This is a genomic window from Bradyrhizobium sp. CCGE-LA001 (genome assembly GCF_000296215.2).
Classification (GTDB): domain Bacteria; phylum Pseudomonadota; class Alphaproteobacteria; order Rhizobiales; family Xanthobacteraceae; genus Bradyrhizobium.
Genome location: NZ_CP013949.1, coordinates 4,412,706 through 4,429,061 on the forward strand (window position 1 = coordinate 4,412,706; position 16,356 = coordinate 4,429,061).

The following is a 16,356-nucleotide window of genomic DNA, read 5'->3' on the forward strand; positions in this document are numbered from 1 at the left end:
GCTCATCCGGTAGACGTCAGCGCGCGTCCGCCGGCGCTCGCTGTTTCAGCAGGCGGGCGCAGACGAAGCCCAGCACCACCATGATCACTGCGCTCGCGAACAGCGTCGGCATCTTGCCGGCATGGTGGAGTCCGAAGCCATAGGCGAGCGGCCCAACGGTCTGCCCCATGAAGAAGAAGAATGAATGCAGCGACAACGCGGTGGCGCGCGCCTCGACCGAGAGCTCGCTGGCGAAGACCTGCAGACAACCATGGGCGATGTAGAAGCCCCATCCCATCACGACGAGATTCAGGGCCTGCACCTCCCAGCGCGGGCCGAAGGCCACAGCAACGAGCTGTGAGGCAACCAGCGTCATGCCGGCGATCATCATGCCCTTCATGCCAAGGCGCGGCAGCAGGCGCGACACCGTCAGCGTGTAGAACAGGCCGCCGACCGCAAAGCCCGCGATGACGAGCCCCGCGATCGAGAGCGAGGTCTGGCCAAGTTCGAACAGGAACGAGGCGATGTAGGGAAACAGACCGAGCACACAGCAGCCTTCGATGAACACTGCCGTGTAGCAGACATAGGCGTTCGGATTGGTGAAGATGGTGCGATAGCCGGCCTTCAGCGCCGACAGGCTCGTCTTCGGCGGATGCTTGACCTTGGCGCCGTGAAAGCCGGCCGCAACCGCGATCGAGGCGACGATCACGAGCACGCCCAGCACCGCCAGCACGCCGCGCCACCCCAGGAAATCGCCGATCAGGCCGGAGGCCGAGGCGCCGAGGAGATTGCCCGTCATCGCGCCCGCGAGCGTGCGGCTGATTGCGACCTGGCGTTTCTCAGGCCCGACGAGATCGCTGGTCAGGCTCAGCGCCACCGGAAACACACCGCCCGAGCCGATACCGGCGAGAATGCGGGTGGCAAACAGCACCGAGAACGAGGTCGAGAACGCGCCGAGGATATTGGCGAGGCCGAGCAGCGCGAGGCAGCCGATCATCAGCCGCGTCTTTCCGAACAGGTCGGCTGCAGCGCCAATGATGGGCTGGATGATCGAGAAGGTGAAGGCGAACACCGCGGCAAAGCCCGCCGCAGTCGCGATGCTGACGCCAAAGTCTTCGGCGACGTGCGGCAGCACCGGATCGAGCGCGCGTGCGGAGAGTGCTGCGGCGAAGCTTGCGCCTGCTATGACGTAGAGCGCTGCCGGCAAGCCGTGATCGTGCGGCCGCGCCTCGCCTTGCTGCATCAGCGCGGGCCGACTTTGACAGATTCTTTGGCCAGCGTGTCGAACGCCATCAGCCTGGCGATCAGCCCTTCGAATTCGCGCAGCGGCACCATGTTGGGACCGTCCGACGGCGCGCGATCGGGATCGGGATGGGTTTCGATGAAGACGCCGGCAACGCCGACGGCGACAGCCGCGCGGGCCAGCACCGGCACGAACTCACGCTCGCCGCCCGACGAGGTGCCCTTCCCGCCCGGCTGCTGCACCGAATGAGTGGCATCGAAGATGACGGGCGCGCCGGTGGTGCGCGCCAGGATCGGCAGCGCGCGCATGTCTGAGACCAGCGTGTTGTAGCCGAACGAGGCGCCGCGCTCGGTGACGAGCACGTTCGGATTGTTCGCGCTGGTGATCTTGGTCACGACATTCGCCATGTCCCAGGGCGCCAGGAACTGGCCCTTCTTGACATTGACGACCCTGCCGGTCGCGGCGGCGGCGAGAAGCAGATCGGTCTGCCGGCACAGGAAGGCAGGGATTTGCAAGACGTCCACGGCTTGCGCGACCTCGGCGCATTGCGTGGCCTCGTGCACGTCGGTCAGCACCGGCAAGCCAAGCGAGGAGCGGATCTCGGCGAAGATCGGCAGCGACTGCGAAAGACCGAGCCCGCGCGCAGCGGAGGCGCTGGTACGGTTGGCCTTGTCGAAGGAGGTCTTGTAGACGAGGCCGATTTTCAGCCGCGCGGCGATCTCCTTCAGCGCGGAAGCAACCTCCAACGCGTGCTGGCGGCTTTCGAGCTGGCACGGTCCGGCAATGATCGAAATCGGCAGATCATTGCCGAACTTGACCGTCCCGATAGTGACGACCGGCGCCGCCGAATGCGAAGAGCTCAAGGCAAATCCCTCGTTTCGGCGCGACCATAGCCGTGATGAGGGTCGGATCAACCCTCTTCCGCCCGGGCCGTTCGAATATCAGGGTTGCGCCAGGGTTCCCGGCGGCGGCGGGAATCGCTACTTCACCGAGGAGAAGGCGGTCGGCGCCAGGATCTGGCTGACGATGTTGCCGACGATCTGGCCGTCAGCTTCGCTCTCGGCACGGGCTTTCATCCAGTCCGGATCGGTCATGAACGCGCCCCACTTCTTCTCGCGCTCGGCGAGCGAATCCCAGGCAAGGAAATAGGTCAGCTCCTGGTTGGATCCACCGATCAGCGTGGTGAAGAAGCCGGCCTGCTTGATGCCATGCTTCTCCCAGAGCTTCAGCGTCACCGTCTCAAACCGCTTCAGCAGCGCCGGCAGCCGGCCGGGCACACAGCGATAGACGCGCATTTCGTAGATCATCAACTTCACTCCCTGCTGTTGTTCTTGCGGCAGGGAGTTGTCGCAACAAACGGCGCGATCGTCAAAGGCAGAGAAACGCTACACCAACCGGCTCTGCTTCGCCGCCGCCGCGATGAACGAGGCGAACAGCGGATGAGGCTCGAACGGCCGCGACTTCAGCTCGGGGTGGAACTGGACGCCGATGAACCAGGGGTGATCCTCGTACTCGACGATTTCAGGCAGAACGCCGTCAGGCGACAGGCCTGAGAATTTCAGCCCATGCTGCTCGAGCCGATCCTTGTAGGCGGTGTTGACCTCGTAGCGATGGCGATGGCGTTCGGAGATTTCGGTCGCGCCGCCATAGACCTGCGAGACGCGGCTGCCGCGGTTCAATGCCGCAGGATACGCGCCGAGCCGCATCGTGCCACCGAGATCGCCGGCCTGCGAGCGCTTCTCCAGTTCGTTGCCGCGCAGCCATTCCGTCATCAGGCCGACCAGCGGCTCCTTGGTCGGGCCGAACTCGGTCGAGTTGGCGTCCTCGATGCCGACGAGATTTCGCGCGGCCTCGATCACCGCCATCTGCATGCCGAAGCAGATGCCGAAATATGGCACGTCGCGCTCGCGCGCGAATTGCGCCGCCCTGATCTTGCCTTCCGCGCCGCGCTGGCCGAAGCCGCCGGGCACCAGGATGCCGTTGACGTGCTCGAGGAACGGCGCCGGATCCTCCTTCTCGAAGATCTCGCTCTCGATCCAGTCGAGATTGACCTTGACCTTGTTGGCGATGCCGCCGTGCGACAGCGCCTCGATCAGCGACTTATACGCATCCTTCATGCCGGTATATTTGCCGACGATGGCAATGGTGACGTTGCCTTCGGGATTGCGGATGCGTTCGTTGATCTGCTGCCAGCTCTGGAGCACCGGCGGAATCCGCGAGCCAATGCCGAAGGCGGCGAGCACCTCGTCGTCGAGGCCCGCATTGTGATAGGCCTCGGGGACGGCGTAGATGTTGTCGACGTCGCGCGCCTCGATCACGGCGCTTTCGCGCACGTTGCAAAACAGCCCGAGCTTGCGCCGCTCTTCCTTCGGAATCTCGCGATCGGTGCGGCAGAGCAGGATGTCTGGCTGGATGCCGATGGAGCGCAGCTCCTTGACGGAGTGCTGCGTCGGCTTGGTCTTGAGCTCGCCGGCACTCGGGATGTAGGGCAGCAGCGTCAGGTGGATGTAGACGGCGTGATCGCGCGGCAGCTCGTTCTTGAGCTGGCGGATCGCCTCGAAGAACGGCAGGCCCTCGATGTCGCCGACGGTGCCGCCGATCTCGACCAGCACGAAATCGTAATCATCGTTGCCGTCGAGGACGAATTCCTTGATCGCGTTGGTGACGTGCGGAACCACCTGGATGGTCGCGCCGAGATAATCCCCGCGGCGCTCCTTGGAGATGATGTCCTGGTAGATGCGCCCCGTTGTGATGTTGTCGGCCTTGGTGGCGGGACGGCCGGTGAAGCGCTCGTAGTGACCGAGATCGAGATCGGTCTCCGCGCCGTCATCGGTGACGAACACTTCGCCGTGCTGATACGGCGACATCGTTCCGGGATCGAGGTTGAGATAGGGATCGAGCTTGCGGAGGCGGACCTTGTAGCCCCGGGCCTGCAACAGGGCACCCAGTGCCGCCGAAGCCAAACCCTTGCCGAGCGAAGAAACCACGCCGCCGGTGATGAATATGTACCGCGCCATGGGACTTAACCTCTAATCCCCTAAATTCGATTCGCCAAAGCGATTCGCATTCCGCCCCAAAGATTTTGCGGGCCTGTGGGTGATGCAGAACTGAGAGTGGTGACAGTGCCTTGATGGGGACTTTTGATGCAGGACGGTAGCAGCCGTCCTGCATGGCCCCCCTGCTTTATTGCGAGCGCGGCACCTGCGGGCCTGCCGGCGCCTGGTTCTGCTGCTGCTCGTCGGCCTTCTTCAGCGAATCCAGGATGCCGCCCGAGGTCGGCGGCGCGATCGGCGACCCGCCGGCCGGCTGGGTCTGCCCGGGCTGGCCGATGATCGACGACGGCTTGCGGTCGTAGCCGGCGTACCAGGACAGGAACAGGCTGGTGAGGAAGAAGCCGACGGCCAGGATCGCCGTGGTCCGCGTCAAAAGATTCGCAGTGCCGCGGCTCGACATGAAGCCCGCGCCGCCGCCCATGCCGAGGCCGCCGCCTTCCGACTTCTGGAGCAGCACGGCGCCGATCATGACGGCGACGATCATGAGGTGGATGACGATGACAACGGTATGCATAGTATCCTTCCGTCACAAGCGGGCGGCGCCTGACGGCGGCCGAGCGCGCTTCGCGGGTTTTCCTGAAGTTGCGCGGTGTTACACGATCGGAGGGGGCATTGCCACCCCCGATCGGGCCCGGACCAAGGGTTTCAATGAGCTAGAGACAGCCCTTGGCAATCGCAAGGAAGTCGGCCGCTTTCAGGCTGGCGCCGCCGACCAGCGCGCCATTGACGTTTTTCACTGCCATCAGCTCGGCCGCATTCGAGGGCTTGACCGAGCCGCCGTAGAGAATGCGCATCCTGGCGCCGTCCGTCTTGAACCGGGAGGTCAGGAGCTCCCGGATAAACCCATGAATCTGCTCAACATCCTTGGCTGTTGGGGTAAGACCCGTGCCGATCGCCCAGACCGGCTCATAGGCCACGACCAGATTGGCGGCGGTCGATCCGTCCGGCAGTGAGCCGTCGAGCTGGCCGCGCAGAATGTCGAGGGTCTGGCCGGCATCGCGCTGGGCCTGCGTCTCGCCGACGCAGACAATTGCCGCCGCCCCGGCGCGCCAGGCCGCCTCCGCCTTCTGCCGGATCAGGGCATCCCCCTCGCCGTGGTCCGCACGGCGCTCGGAATGGCCGACGATGATGGCGGTTGCGCCGGCATCCACCAGCATTTCGGCTGAGACATCGCCGGTATGGGCGCCGGAGGCCTTGGGATGGCAGTCCTGGGCCCCTACCGCGACCTTCTTGCCTGCCGCCCTCCCGGCAAAGGCCGCGATCAACGTCGCCGGCGGGCACACCAGCAGGTCGGCCTTGGCGGTCACGTCTGCCGCGCCGCTGAGCATGGCGTCGAATTCGGCAGCCTGGGCCTTCAGGCCATTCATCTTCCAGTTGCCGGCGATCAGCGGTCGGATGGCATCGGTCATGTCGTTTTCCAGCTGAATGAGGTTTGCGCATGAGCTAGCAGAGCCGCTGCGGTAGTTCCAGATTCTTGTTTTGACGCGTTTTCTTGACGCGAACCGGGGTCCACTTCGCTGGAAAACGCTTTGGGGCTTTTAACCGCAGCCCCGAAGCGCCGGCTGACGCAAGGTTGCGGGGGGAAAGCCGCCACTTTATGATGATGGATCAATTTGGTGACGCGCTTTTGCGGAATCTGCATTAAGACGCGCTCCCGTCCCCCTCCTGACCAAACAAGTTGGACCAAATGCTTCGAGGAATACGCAAGGCCTCATCGAACTGGCTCGGCAAGACCATTATGGCCGTGGTGATGGGCGTGTTGATCGTCAGTTTCGGCATTTGGGGCATCGCGGACATCTTCAAGGGCTTCGGCCAGTCGACGGTGGCCAAGATCGGCAGCACCGAGATTTCGCTCAATGAGTTCCGCCAGATCTATACGGACCGCCTGCAACAGATCAGCCGCCAGTTCGGCCGTCCGCTGACGCCCGATCAAGCGCGTGCCTTCGGCCTCGACCGTCAGGTGCTCCAGCAGACCATCGCCGAAGCCGCCCTCGACGAGGAGGCGCGCCGGCTCGGGCTCGGCCAGTCCGACGAGCAGATCCGCCAGGTCATCATGAACGATCCCAACTTCAAGGGCGTCGGCGGCAGCTTCGATGCGAACCGCTTCCAGGCCGTGATCCGCAATTTCGGCTACACCGAGCAGCGCTACGTCGCCGAGCAGCGCAAGGTGTCGCTGCGCAGGCAGATCACCGGCACGATCGGTGCAGGTGTCGAACCGACGAAGACCATGCTGGACGTGCTGACGCGCTTCCAAAATGAGCAGCGCGCCATCGAGTTCGTCAAGCTCGACGCCGCGCAGGCCGGCCAGATCGATGCGCCCTCGCCCGAGACGCTCGCTGCCTATTTCGAGGATCACAAGGTCCAGTTCCGCGCGCCCGAATACCGCAAGATTTCCTTCGTCGTGGTCTCGCCGGAGGAGATCGGCAAGTGGACCGAGGTGTCGGACGAGGACGCCAGGAAGATGTTCGAGCAGCGCAAGGACCGGCTCGGCACCCCGGAGAAGCGCCAGATCCAGCAGATCGTATTTCCGAACGTCGCCGACGCGCAGGCCGCGCGCGAGCGCCTCGTCGGCGGGATGTCGTTCGAGGATCTCGGCAAGGAGCGTGGCCTCAGCGCCTCCGACGTCGACCTCGGGCTCGTGACCAAATCCTCGCTCGCGCCCGCGGTCGGCGATGCCGCCTTCGCGCTTCCTGCCGGCGAGATCAGCCAGCCGATCCAGGGCGGGCTCGGCGTCGCGATCGTCAAGGTCGACAAGATCGAGCCGGGCAAGCAGGCGGACTACGCCAGCCTGGCCGGCGACATCAAGCGCGAGATCGCCACCGAGCGTGCGCGCATCAAGGTCGCCGATCTCCGCGACAAGATGGAGGACGAGCGCGGCGGCGGCTCCAGCGTGATCGACGCGGCGCAGAAGCTCGGCCTGACCGCCGTCACCATCGAGGCCGTCGATCGCTCCGGCCGCGCCCCGAACGGCCAGCCGGTCGCCAATATCCCGCAAGGCCTCGACGTGGTGTCGCAGGCCTTCAACACCGATGTCGGCGTCGACAACGACGCCATCTCGTTCAAGGGCGGCTATGTCTGGTACGACGTGCTCGGCATCACGCCCTCGCGCGATCGCAATCTTGACGAGGTCCGCGACCAGGTCGAGGCGCGCTGGCGTCAGGACCAGATCGCTGCCAAGCTGAAGGCCAAGGCGACCGAGATGGTGCAGAAGCTCGAATCCGGCGGCAAGCTCGCCGATGAGGCCGCCGCGATCGGCGCCAAGGTCGAGACCGCGAGCGGCTTCAAGCGCGACGACTCGCCCGCCGGCGTGCCCGGCACCGTCGTCGCGGCCGCCTTCCGCACCGCCAAGGATGGCGTCGGACAGACCGCGGTGAGCGGCGGCAGCGAAGTCATCGTCTTTCGCGTCACCGACATCGTCGAGCCCGCGATCGACGCCGCCTCCGAGGCGGTCAAGAAGCTCAAGGACAGCCTCGAGCGTGCGCAAACCGAGGAGCAGGTCGCCTCCTACGTCAACAAGCTTGAAACCGACATCGGGACCACCATTAATCAGGCCGCCTTCGCGCAGGTGACCGGCGCGAACCAGTGAGTTGAAAGCACGCGATGGACGACCTGAAATCGATCATTGGAAAAGTGGCGACCGGCGCCAGCCTGTCGCGTGACGAAGCCGCTTCCGCCTTCGATGCCATGATGAGTGGCGAGGCCACGCCCTCGCAGATGGGCGGCCTGCTGATGGCGCTCAGGGTGCGCGGCGAGACCGTGGACGAGATCACCGGCGCCGTTACGGCGATGCGCTCGAAGATGCTGACCGTGACGGCACCGCCCGACGCCGTCGACATCGTCGGCACTGGCGGCGACGGCTCCGGCTCGGTCAACGTCTCGACCTGCGCCTCCTTCATCGTCTCGGGCGCCGGGGTGCCGGTGGCCAAGCATGGCAACCGCGCGCTGTCGTCGCGCTCCGGCGCCGCCGACGTGCTGGCCTCGCTGGGGGTCAAGATCGACCTGCGGCCCGAGCAGGTCGGCCGCTGCGTGCGCGAATGCGGCATCGGCTTCATGTTCGCCCCCGCCCATCATCCCGCGATGAAGAACGTCGGCCCGACCCGGGTCGAGCTGGCGACGCGCACGATCTTCAACCTGCTCGGCCCGCTGTCGAACCCTGCCGGCGTCAAGCGGCAGATGGTCGGCGTGTTCTCCAGGCAATGGGTGCAGCCGCTGGCGCAGGTGCTCAAGAATCTCCGCTCCGAATCTGCCTGGGTGGTGCACGGCTCCGATGGCCTCGACGAGATCACCCTCACCGGTCCGACCTTCGTCTCGGCGCTCCACAATGGCGAGATCAGGAACTTCGAAGTGACACCGGAGCAAGCCGGCCTGTCGCGCTGCGACGCCGGCGCACTCAAGGGGGGCGACGCGGATGCCAACGCGATCGCGCTGCAAAGCGTGCTCGACGGCAAGCCGAGCCCCTATCGGGACGTCGCACTGATGAACGCAGCCGCCGCGCTGGTCGTGGCCGGACGCGCCAAGGATCTCAAGGACGGCGTTGCGATCGGCACGAAGTCGATCGACAGCGGCGCTGCGAACGCGAAGCTGAAACACCTGATTGCGGTCTCGAACGGCTGAGCCTGGCATGTCGGACATCCTGACCAAGATCGAAGCCTACAAGCGCGAGGAGATCGCCGCCGCCAAGCACGCGCAGCCGCTCTCCGCGGTCGAGGCGATGGCCAAGGCGCAAGCCGCACCGCGCGGCTTCCTGCGCGCGATCAAGGCGAAGCACGCCAGTGGCGACTACGCGCTGATTGCCGAGATCAAGAAGGCCTCACCGTCGAAAGGGCTGATCCGCGCCGATTTCGATCCGCCGGAGCTTGCCAAGGCCTATGAGGCCGGCGGCGCCGCCTGCCTCTCGGTTCTGACCGACACGCCGTCGTTCCAGGGTCATCTCGACTTCATGGTGGCGGCGCGCGCGGCAACCTCGCTCCCCGTGCTGCGCAAGGATTTCATGTTCGACACCTATCAGATGGCGGAAGCCCGCGCGCATGGTGCCGACTGCATCCTGATCATCATGGCCGCGCTCGACGATGCCACCGCCCAGGATCTCGAAGACGCCGCGACTGCCTATGGCATGGATGTGCTGATCGAGATCCACGACCGGGCCGAGCTCGACCGGGCTCTGAAGCTGCGCTCGCCGATGATCGGCGTCAACAACCGCAACTTGCGCACCTTCGAAACCACGCTCGCGACCAGCGAGGCGCTGGCGCCGCTGATCCCGCGGGAGCGGCTGATGGTCGGCGAGAGCGGTATCTTCACGCCCGCCGATCTCGCCAGGCTCGAGCGCGTGGGCATGTCGACCTTCCTGGTCGGCGAGAGCCTGATGCGGCAGGCCGACGTCACTGCGGCGACACGCTCGCTGCTCGCGCGCGAGCCCGGCGCACGCGCAACCGGTACGCGCTGACATGGCACGCAAGCCGTCCTCGACGAAGCCCGCCAAAACCAAGTCCAAGACCGGCCCTGCCCTCACCCATATCGGCGCCTCCGGCGAGGCGCGCATGGTGGACGTGTCGGACAAGCCCGCGACCGAACGGCTTGCGGTCGCCGAAGGCCGCGTCATCATGACCAAGGCGACGCTCGATCTGATCGTGTCCGGCAACGCCAAGAAGGGCGACGTGCTCGGGACCGCACGGATCGCCGGCATCATGGCAGCCAAGCGCACCTCCGAGTTGATCCCGCTCTGCCACCCTCTCGCGCTGTCGAAGGTGACGGTCGACATCGAGCCCGACGCGAAACTGCCTGGCTGTCTCGTCCGTGCCAGCGTGAAGGTCACCGGCCCCACCGGCGTCGAGATGGAGGCGCTCACCGCCGTCTCGGTCGCCTGCCTCACCGTCTATGACATGATCAAGGCGGTGGAGCGCGGCGTGCGCATCGAAGGCATCCATCTCGTCGAGAAGCTCGGCGGCAAGTCCGGCCACTACCGCGCGTAGGCGCGATCACTTCAGCGAACTGCTGATCGATCCGAATTTCGCGTTCAGCTTGCTGCCCATGCCGTTCACGACGGTGATGATCGCGAGCGCGATGCCGGCGGCGATCAGGCCGTATTCGATCGCGGTCGCACCTCGCTCGTCGGCGATGAAGTCCTTCAGAATGTTCGTCATGATCGTGTCCCTCTCTGCGTTGTGGGCAGACGTCTTCGCAAATCACGTGCCATCGTACGTTCGAGGTTCGCCAACACGTTAGATGGTTAAGCCCTGGTTAGTCGCGACACGGCCGGCAGGAATTGACCGGCATCGCGGGGAGCTTGCGGCAATTCCTGCAGGTCTTGCGCCTCGCGCATCGATCGCTTTTGTGCGCGAGCGTTCACATTGCGTTAACCGCGCTTCCTAACTTCGCCTCCACACCGTTCCCGTAAACCAACGGATGTTTTGGGATTCAAGAATTGATCCTGGCGTGTGCACGGCAATGATCCAGTATGATGACGAGATTCGGCAGTCGCCTCTTTGACCAGGCCTTCGTGCGCAGCGGACCGATCCGCTGGCTGGTGGTGGGCGGCGCGCTGCTGATCGTGGCGATCGCCGTCGGCGCGACGCTCATGGCACAGAATTTCCGCGAACGTGCGCTGCGCAACGCCAGCCGCGAGCTGGAAAACACCGTGCTGATGCTCGCCCATCATTTCGACCAGCAATTGCAGGATTTCGCCGTCATTCAGAAGGGCTTCGTCGACCACGTCCGCACGACCGGCATCAACGCTGCAGAGGACTATCGCAGGCGTCTCTCGGGGCAGGACGTCCACCGGATGCTGCGCTCGAAGATCGAGGCGCTGCCTTACATGGGCGGAGTCAACGTCATCGACGCCGAGGGCAATCTGATCAACTCGTCGACGACGTGGCCGGCGCCCAAGGTCAACGTCGCCGACCGCGCCTACTTCCGTACTTTCAAATACGATCCCTACTCGCCCGACGTGCTGATCGAGCCGCTGCACAGCCGCATCTCGGGCGCCTGGACCATCCTGATCGTCCGCAAGATCGTGGGACCGAACGGCGAGTTCCTGGGCGTCGTCGGCCGCGGCATCGAGCCGGCCAGCTTCGAGAAGTTCTTCGAGACCGTCGTGCTCGGCGAAGAGGCGACGATCTCGATGCTGCATCGAGACGGCACGCTGCTCGCGCGCTATCCGCAATCCGGCGAGTTGATGGGACGGAATTTCAAGACCGGCCCGTTCTCGCATCAGAGGGTGTTCGGGCTCGATCATTTCGCAGGCCGCTTCGTCAGCCCCGTCGACGGCGAAGACCGGCTGATCGCCTCGCACGCCCTGCCCCATTTTCCGATCCTGATGATGGCGACAACAACGCGCGCGGCGGCCCTGACGGACTGGCGCGAGCAGATCGGCATCCTGATCTCGGTCGCGGCGTCGTCGGCGCTCGCCATCGCGGGCGTGCTGATCGCGATCGTGCGCAAGCTGCTGGAGCAGCACCGCCTTTCGCGGGAACGGCTGACGCTGGAAAAACAGCGCCTCGACCGCGCCGTCAACAACATGACGCAGGGCCTTCTGCTGTTCGATGCCGAGCGGCGGCTCGTGATCTGCAACCAGCGCTACATCGAGATGTACGGTCTGTCAAAAGAGGTGGTGAAGCCCGGCTGCAGCTTCCACGACATCATCGCCCATCGCAAGATGACCGGCTCGTTCACCGGCGACATCGACAACTACGTTGCGCGCGTGCTGGGCGACATCCACGTGCGCAATTCCATGGTCATCGACACCTCCGACGGCCGCTCGATCCAGATCGACAACGAACCGCTCGCCGACGGCGGCTGGGTGGCGACGCATGAGGACATCACCGAGCGCCGGCGGACCGAGGAGCGCATCACCCATCTCGCCCATTACGATGCGCTGACCGACCTGCCCAACCGCACCATGTTCCACGAGCATCTACGCGAAGAGCTCGCCGCCATCGCGGACGGCGAAGAGATCGCGGTGCACTACATCGACATCGACGAGTTCAAGGGCGTCAACGACGCGCTTGGCCATCTCGTCGGCGATGAGTTGTTGAAATCGATCGCGCACAGCCTGCGCCGCTGCGCCGGCCCGGAGGACTTCGTGGCCCGGCTCGGTGGCGACGAGTTCGCCATCGTGCAGAGTGCGGTGACGTCACCGGACCAGGTCACCGATCTGGTCGGTCGGGTCTTCCATGCCATCCGCACCCCCTTCGACTGCATGGGTCATCATCTCACGGCGGACGCCAGCATCGGCATTGCGCTCGCGCCGGAGCACGGCAGTGCGCTCGACCAGATTCTCAAGAACGCCGACATGGCGATGTATGCGGCCAAAGCCGCGGGACGCCGCACCTATCGCTTCTTCGAGCCGGAGATGGACGCCAAGGTTCGCGAACGGCGGCAGCTCGAGATCGACTTGCGTCATGCCATCGCCCAAGGTGGGCTCGAAGGCGGCCTCGAGGTCTACTACCAGCCCTGCCTCGGACTGAAGGACGATCGCATCACCGGCTGCGAGGCGCTGGTGCGCTGGCGCCACCCGGAGCGCGGCATGGTCTCACCGGCCGAATTCATCCCGATCGCCGAAGACACCGGCCTGATCAACGAGATCGGCGGATGGGTGCTGGCGACAGCGTGCCGGGACGCAGCCAGCTGGCCCGACGACATCCGCCTCGCCGTCAACGTCTCGCCGGTGCAGTTCAAGAGCGGCACGCTTGCGCTGAAGATCATGGCCGCGCTCGCCGCCTCCAATTTGCCGGCGAGCCGGCTCGAGCTCGAGATCACCGAGGCCGTGCTGATCCGCGACGACGATACTGCGCTCGCGATCCTGCACCAGCTTCGCGCCATCGGCGTGCGCATCGCGCTCGACGATTTCGGCACCGGCTATTCCTCGCTGAGCTATCTGCACCGCTTCCCCTTCGACAAGATCAAGATCGACCGCTGCTTCGTCGACGACATCGCCCGCCCCGACGGCTCCGCCAGCATCGTCCAGGCGGTCGTCAACCTCGCGGCGGCGCGTCGCATGACCACCACGGCCGAGGGCGTCGAAACCGAAGAGCAGCAGCGTCTGCTCCGCGCGCTCGGCTGTTCTGAGATGCAGGGCTATCTGTTCAGCGCCGCAAAGCCCGCCGACAAGATGCTGGAGTTGTTCGCGCTGCATCGCAGCCGTCTCGCCCAGCGCGGCGCCAGCGAGAGCCGCCGGCGCGAGGCCGGTTAGATCCGATAGAGCGCGACGCAATCCTGGGCAGATCGCACGCCGGGACAGACCCTCAAACGAATTCGCCCGGGAGCGGCGATCCACTCCCGGGCGATCCATCATCCGAAGATCGTGAGGTCTATCTAGTTCGGCACCGCCGCCTTCGGCGCCGGCTTGGCGGCAACCGCATTTGCGCTGACGCCGTGCAGGAAGTCGAAAGCCGCATGCAGGGCCTTGTCGTCCTCCTCCTTCGGTGGGACGTAGGACTGCGATCCGGTCTGTTCGGCGCCGTCGGCGGCCGACAAATGCCCGCGCATCTGAGATTCCGCCATGGTGTCCATCCGGCCCTTCAACTCCGGCGGCACGTCCTGAAGGATTTCGATGTCGGGCGCAATGCCCTGGGCCTGGATCGAGCGGCCCGACGGGGTGTAGTAGCGCGCCGTGGTCAGCGCCAGCGCGCCATTGCCGGCGCCGAGCGGGATGATGGTCTGCACCGAGCCCTTGCCGAAGGAGCGCGTGCCGATCAGCGTCGCGCGTTTGTGGTCATGCAGCGCGCCGGCGACGATCTCCGAGGCGGAGGCCGAGCCTCCGTTGACCAGCACCACCAGCGGCTTGCCCTTGGCAAGGTCACCCCCACGCGCCGTGAAGCGCTGGGTCTCTTCCGGACTACGGCCGCGGGTCGAGACGACCTCGCCGCGCTGGAGGAATGCGCTCGAGACCGACACCGCCTGGTCGAGCAGGCCGCCCGGATTGTTGCGCAGGTCCATCACATAGCCCGCGAGCTTCTCCGGCGGGATCTCCTTGGAGATCGACGCAATCGCTTTCTTCAGCCCGTCGGTGGTCTGCTCGTTGAAAGAGGTGATGCGGATGTAGCCGATATCGCCGTTCTTGACCTGGAAGCGCACCGGCCGAACATGGATGATTTCGCGCGTGATCGCGACGTCGAGCGGCGCGTCGGCGCCCTTGCGCACGATGGTGAGCTTGGTCTTGGTATCGACCGGGCCCTTCATCTTGTTGACGGCCTGCTCGAGCGTCATGCCCTGCACGGCCTCGCCGTCGATCTTGCTGATGAGGTCGCCGGACATGATGCCGGCCTTCGAGGCCGGCGTGTCGTCGATCGGCGAGACGACCTTGACGAGGCCGTCCTCCATCGTGACCTCGATGCCGAGCCCGCCGAACTCGCCGGAGGTGGTCTCCTGCATCTCGGTCCAGGCTTTGTCGTTCATGTAGCGCGAATGCGGGTCAAGCGAGGTCACCATGCCCGTGATCGCGCCTTCGATCAGCTTGGCATTGTCGGGCTTCTCGACGTAGCTCGCCTTCACGCGCTCGAACACCGCGCCGAACAGATTGAGCTGGGAATAGGCGTCGTCCGCGCTCGCTGCCGCCCGTGCCGCCCATACGCCGCCGTGGGGACTGGCTACCAGAAGGGTCAGACACGCTCCAGTGAGCGCGCCCAGGGGGAACAGCAGGGTTTTCCGCATGGAGAGATAGCCTTTTTCTTGGGGCTGGTGGCGCCATGCAAATGGCGATCCAGCCGCTTCTCACAATATCATTCTGGTTTCTTCAAGGCCCGGAACGCCACTCCGGCGGTACACCGCAAAAATCCCTTCGTTGGGGCCTAAACTTTTGGCAACGTTCAAGGACCATCGCACGGTCGACCAGTTCGGCCGACGGGCCGACGCCTTGCAGCTATGCGATTTTAGGATGGTTTTGGAGGGCCGGACGCGATAGGCGATGGCGATAAGACTTCAAATTCCCGGGAGGACAACAATGAACGACGCGCCCCGCATCCGGCCGGAACGGAACGTCGAACTCGGCGCCAGCAACGAGCCGTTCCAGAACCTGCACGAATTCGTCAGGAAGGCGCGTGCCAACCTCAACCAGAACGCCTGGGACTACATCGTCGGCGCCGCCGAGACCGAGACCACGATGCGCCGCAACCGGATGGCGCTGGACGAGATCGCCTTTCGCCCGCGCGTGCTGCGGGACGTTCGCAAGGTCGACGGCTCCGTCGAGCAGCTCGGCCGCAGGATGCGTTTGCCGGTGGTGCTCGCCCCCGTCGGCGCGCTGGAGATCTTCGATCCCGATGGCGCGGCGAGCGTCGCGCGCGCCGCCGGCAGCTTCGGTGCGGCGCACATGCTGAGCTCGGTGTCGGAGCCGGGCCTCGAGAAGACCGCGGAAGCCGCGCCCGACGCGCTGCGGCTCTACCAGCTCTATGTCCGCGGCGACGATGCCTTCGTCGCCGATGTCGTCAGCCGCTCCGAGAAGAACGGCTACGCGGCGTTCTGCCTGACCGTCGACACCGCCCATTACAGCCGTCGCGAACGTGACATCGCCAAGCGCTATGTTCGCGAGAGCCGCCTGCGCGCGACCGGCGGCGACTACCAGAAGGGCCTGGAATGGCGGACGGTGAAGATGATCAAGGACAAGTTCAGGATCCCGCTGATCCTGAAGGGCATCGCCACCGCCGAGGACGCCCGGATCGCGGTCGATCATGGTGTCGAGTGGATCTACGTCTCCAACCATGGCGGCCGTCAGCTCGATCATGGCCGCGGCGCCATGCACGTGCTGCCTGAAATCGTCGAGGCCGTGAAAGGCCGTGCCAAGATCATGGTCGATGGCGGCTTCTGCCGCGGCACCGACATCGTCAAGGCCATCGCGGCAGGAGCCGACCTCGTCGGCATCGGCCGGCTGCAATGCTGGGCTCTGGCGGCCGCCGGCGAAGCCGGCGTGCTACGCATGCTGGAGCTGCTGGAGGACGAAGTGTTGCGCTGCCTGGGTCTCTTGGGGGCCGCCTCCTTCGCCGAGGTCGAAAAATCCTGCCTGCATCCGGCGGCCGCAGCCAATGCGCCGAGCGTGTTCAGCGCGTTCCCGCTGTTCGACCACGACCCCTATCGATACTGACGTGAAAGGAC

The 16,356-nt window shown here is 65.2% G+C and carries 15 protein-coding genes; 6 read left to right on the forward strand and 9 right to left on the reverse strand.

Annotated elements, in window-relative coordinates; genetic code table 11:
- Positions 1-16 precede the first annotated feature (16 nt).
- The 7 genes from BCCGELA001_RS20425 to BCCGELA001_RS37215 all read right to left on the reverse strand — a co-directional run bounded on the left by BCCGELA001_RS20425 (position 17) and on the right by BCCGELA001_RS37215 (position 5,917).
- Positions 17-1,222: an MFS transporter gene (locus tag BCCGELA001_RS20425; RefSeq protein WP_060736165.1), complete on the reverse strand. Its 1,206-nt coding sequence runs from the start codon at positions 1,220-1,222 to the stop codon at positions 17-19.
- Positions 1,222-2,085, reverse strand: coding sequence for a 3-deoxy-8-phosphooctulonate synthase (gene kdsA, locus BCCGELA001_RS20430; RefSeq protein WP_008547344.1), 864 nt, complete (start codon positions 2,083-2,085; stop codon positions 1,222-1,224). Before kdsA ends, BCCGELA001_RS20425 begins: the two co-directional genes overlap by 1 nt.
- Before the next feature lie 117 nt (positions 2,086-2,202).
- Positions 2,203-2,529 carry an NIPSNAP family protein gene (locus BCCGELA001_RS20435; protein ID WP_008547345.1) on the reverse strand — a complete coding sequence of 109 codons (327 nt, stop codon included), beginning with the start codon at positions 2,527-2,529 and terminating at the stop codon, positions 2,203-2,205.
- Between the two features lie 78 nt (positions 2,530-2,607).
- The gene (locus BCCGELA001_RS20440; protein ID WP_060736166.1) at positions 2,608-4,239 is read right to left on the reverse strand and encodes a CTP synthase; all 1,632 of its coding nucleotides are present in this window, start codon (positions 4,237-4,239) and stop codon (positions 2,608-2,610) included.
- Positions 4,240-4,405: 166 nt separating this feature from the next.
- Complete coding sequence (gene secG / locus BCCGELA001_RS20445) at positions 4,406-4,789, reverse strand: preprotein translocase subunit SecG (protein WP_008547351.1); 384 nt, start codon at positions 4,787-4,789, stop codon at positions 4,406-4,408.
- A gap of 139 nt (positions 4,790-4,928) precedes the next feature.
- Positions 4,929-5,684, reverse strand: coding sequence for a triose-phosphate isomerase (gene tpiA, locus BCCGELA001_RS20450; protein WP_060736167.1), 756 nt, complete (start codon positions 5,682-5,684; stop codon positions 4,929-4,931).
- Positions 5,681-5,917, reverse strand: a complete 237-nt coding sequence (locus tag BCCGELA001_RS37215; protein WP_144441389.1) for a hypothetical protein — start codon at positions 5,915-5,917, stop codon at positions 5,681-5,683. Before BCCGELA001_RS37215 ends, tpiA begins: the two co-directional genes overlap by 4 nt.
- A 45-nt stretch (positions 5,918-5,962) precedes the next feature.
- Between BCCGELA001_RS37215 and BCCGELA001_RS20455 the strand changes: the two genes are divergently transcribed.
- From BCCGELA001_RS20455 to moaC, 4 genes are read left to right on the forward strand one after another with little or no spacing between them, the layout of a single operon-like run.
- A complete protein-coding gene (locus BCCGELA001_RS20455) occupies positions 5,963-7,861 on the forward strand; it encodes a SurA N-terminal domain-containing protein (RefSeq protein ID WP_060736168.1) in 1,899 nt (632 codons plus the stop codon).
- 14 nt (positions 7,862-7,875) lie between these two features.
- Positions 7,876-8,889, forward strand: a complete 1,014-nt coding sequence (gene trpD, locus BCCGELA001_RS20460) for an anthranilate phosphoribosyltransferase (protein ID WP_008547364.1) — start codon at positions 7,876-7,878, stop codon at positions 8,887-8,889.
- 7 nt (positions 8,890-8,896) lie between these two features.
- Complete coding sequence (gene trpC, locus BCCGELA001_RS20465; RefSeq protein ID WP_008547365.1) at positions 8,897-9,718, forward strand: indole-3-glycerol phosphate synthase TrpC; 822 nt, start codon at positions 8,897-8,899, stop codon at positions 9,716-9,718.
- Position 9,719: 1 nt separating this feature from the next.
- Positions 9,720-10,244: a cyclic pyranopterin monophosphate synthase MoaC gene (gene moaC, locus BCCGELA001_RS20470; RefSeq protein WP_060736169.1), complete on the forward strand. Its 525-nt coding sequence runs from the start codon at positions 9,720-9,722 to the stop codon at positions 10,242-10,244.
- Between the two features lie 6 nt (positions 10,245-10,250).
- Here the strand turns inward: moaC and BCCGELA001_RS20475 are convergent, their stop codons facing one another.
- Positions 10,251-10,415 carry a Flp family type IVb pilin gene (locus BCCGELA001_RS20475; protein ID WP_008571925.1) on the reverse strand — a complete coding sequence of 55 codons (165 nt, stop codon included), beginning with the start codon at positions 10,413-10,415 and terminating at the stop codon, positions 10,251-10,253.
- A gap of 314 nt (positions 10,416-10,729) precedes the next feature.
- Between BCCGELA001_RS20475 and BCCGELA001_RS20480 the strand changes: the two genes are divergently transcribed.
- Complete coding sequence (locus BCCGELA001_RS20480; protein WP_060736170.1) at positions 10,730-13,462, forward strand: bifunctional diguanylate cyclase/phosphodiesterase; 2,733 nt, start codon at positions 10,730-10,732, stop codon at positions 13,460-13,462.
- A 122-nt stretch (positions 13,463-13,584) separates the two neighbouring features.
- On the opposite strand, the gene BCCGELA001_RS20485 is transcribed toward BCCGELA001_RS20480, so the two are convergent.
- Positions 13,585-14,922: a S41 family peptidase gene (locus tag BCCGELA001_RS20485; RefSeq protein ID WP_060736171.1), complete on the reverse strand. Its 1,338-nt coding sequence runs from the start codon at positions 14,920-14,922 to the stop codon at positions 13,585-13,587.
- 289 nt (positions 14,923-15,211) lie between these two features.
- On the opposite strand from BCCGELA001_RS20485, the gene BCCGELA001_RS20490 reads away from it, so the two are divergent.
- On the forward strand, positions 15,212-16,345 hold the full coding sequence (locus BCCGELA001_RS20490; RefSeq protein WP_060736172.1) for an alpha-hydroxy acid oxidase: 1,134 nt from the start codon (positions 15,212-15,214) through the stop codon (positions 16,343-16,345).
- Positions 16,346-16,356: the final 11 nt, after the last annotated feature.

Coding starts and splice junctions, on each gene's coding strand:
- BCCGELA001_RS20425 (WP_060736165.1), bottom strand. CDS start 1,222: ATGCAGCAAGGCGAGGCGCGGCCGCACGATCACGGCTTGCCGGCAGCG.
- BCCGELA001_RS20435 (WP_008547345.1), bottom strand. CDS start 2,529: ATGATCTACGAAATGCGCGTCTATCGCTGTGTGCCCGGCCGGCTGCCG.
- BCCGELA001_RS20440 (WP_060736166.1), bottom strand. CDS start 4,239: ATGGCGCGGTACATATTCATCACCGGCGGCGTGGTTTCTTCGCTCGGC.
- secG (WP_008547351.1), bottom strand. CDS start 4,789: ATGCATACCGTTGTCATCGTCATCCACCTCATGATCGTCGCCGTCATG.
- tpiA (WP_060736167.1), bottom strand. CDS start 5,684: ATGACCGATGCCATCCGACCGCTGATCGCCGGCAACTGGAAGATGAAT.
- BCCGELA001_RS37215 (WP_144441389.1), bottom strand. CDS start 5,917: ATGCAGATTCCGCAAAAGCGCGTCACCAAATTGATCCATCATCATAAA.
- BCCGELA001_RS20455 (WP_060736168.1), top strand. CDS start 5,963: ATGCTTCGAGGAATACGCAAGGCCTCATCGAACTGGCTCGGCAAGACC.
- trpD (WP_008547364.1), top strand. CDS start 7,876: ATGGACGACCTGAAATCGATCATTGGAAAAGTGGCGACCGGCGCCAGC.
- trpC (WP_008547365.1), top strand. CDS start 8,897: ATGTCGGACATCCTGACCAAGATCGAAGCCTACAAGCGCGAGGAGATC.
- moaC (WP_060736169.1), top strand. CDS start 9,720: ATGGCACGCAAGCCGTCCTCGACGAAGCCCGCCAAAACCAAGTCCAAG.
- BCCGELA001_RS20475 (WP_008571925.1), bottom strand. CDS start 10,415: ATGACGAACATTCTGAAGGACTTCATCGCCGACGAGCGAGGTGCGACC.
- BCCGELA001_RS20480 (WP_060736170.1), top strand. CDS start 10,730: ATGATGACGAGATTCGGCAGTCGCCTCTTTGACCAGGCCTTCGTGCGC.
- BCCGELA001_RS20485 (WP_060736171.1), bottom strand. CDS start 14,922: ATGCGGAAAACCCTGCTGTTCCCCCTGGGCGCGCTCACTGGAGCGTGT.
- BCCGELA001_RS20490 (WP_060736172.1), top strand. CDS start 15,212: ATGAACGACGCGCCCCGCATCCGGCCGGAACGGAACGTCGAACTCGGC.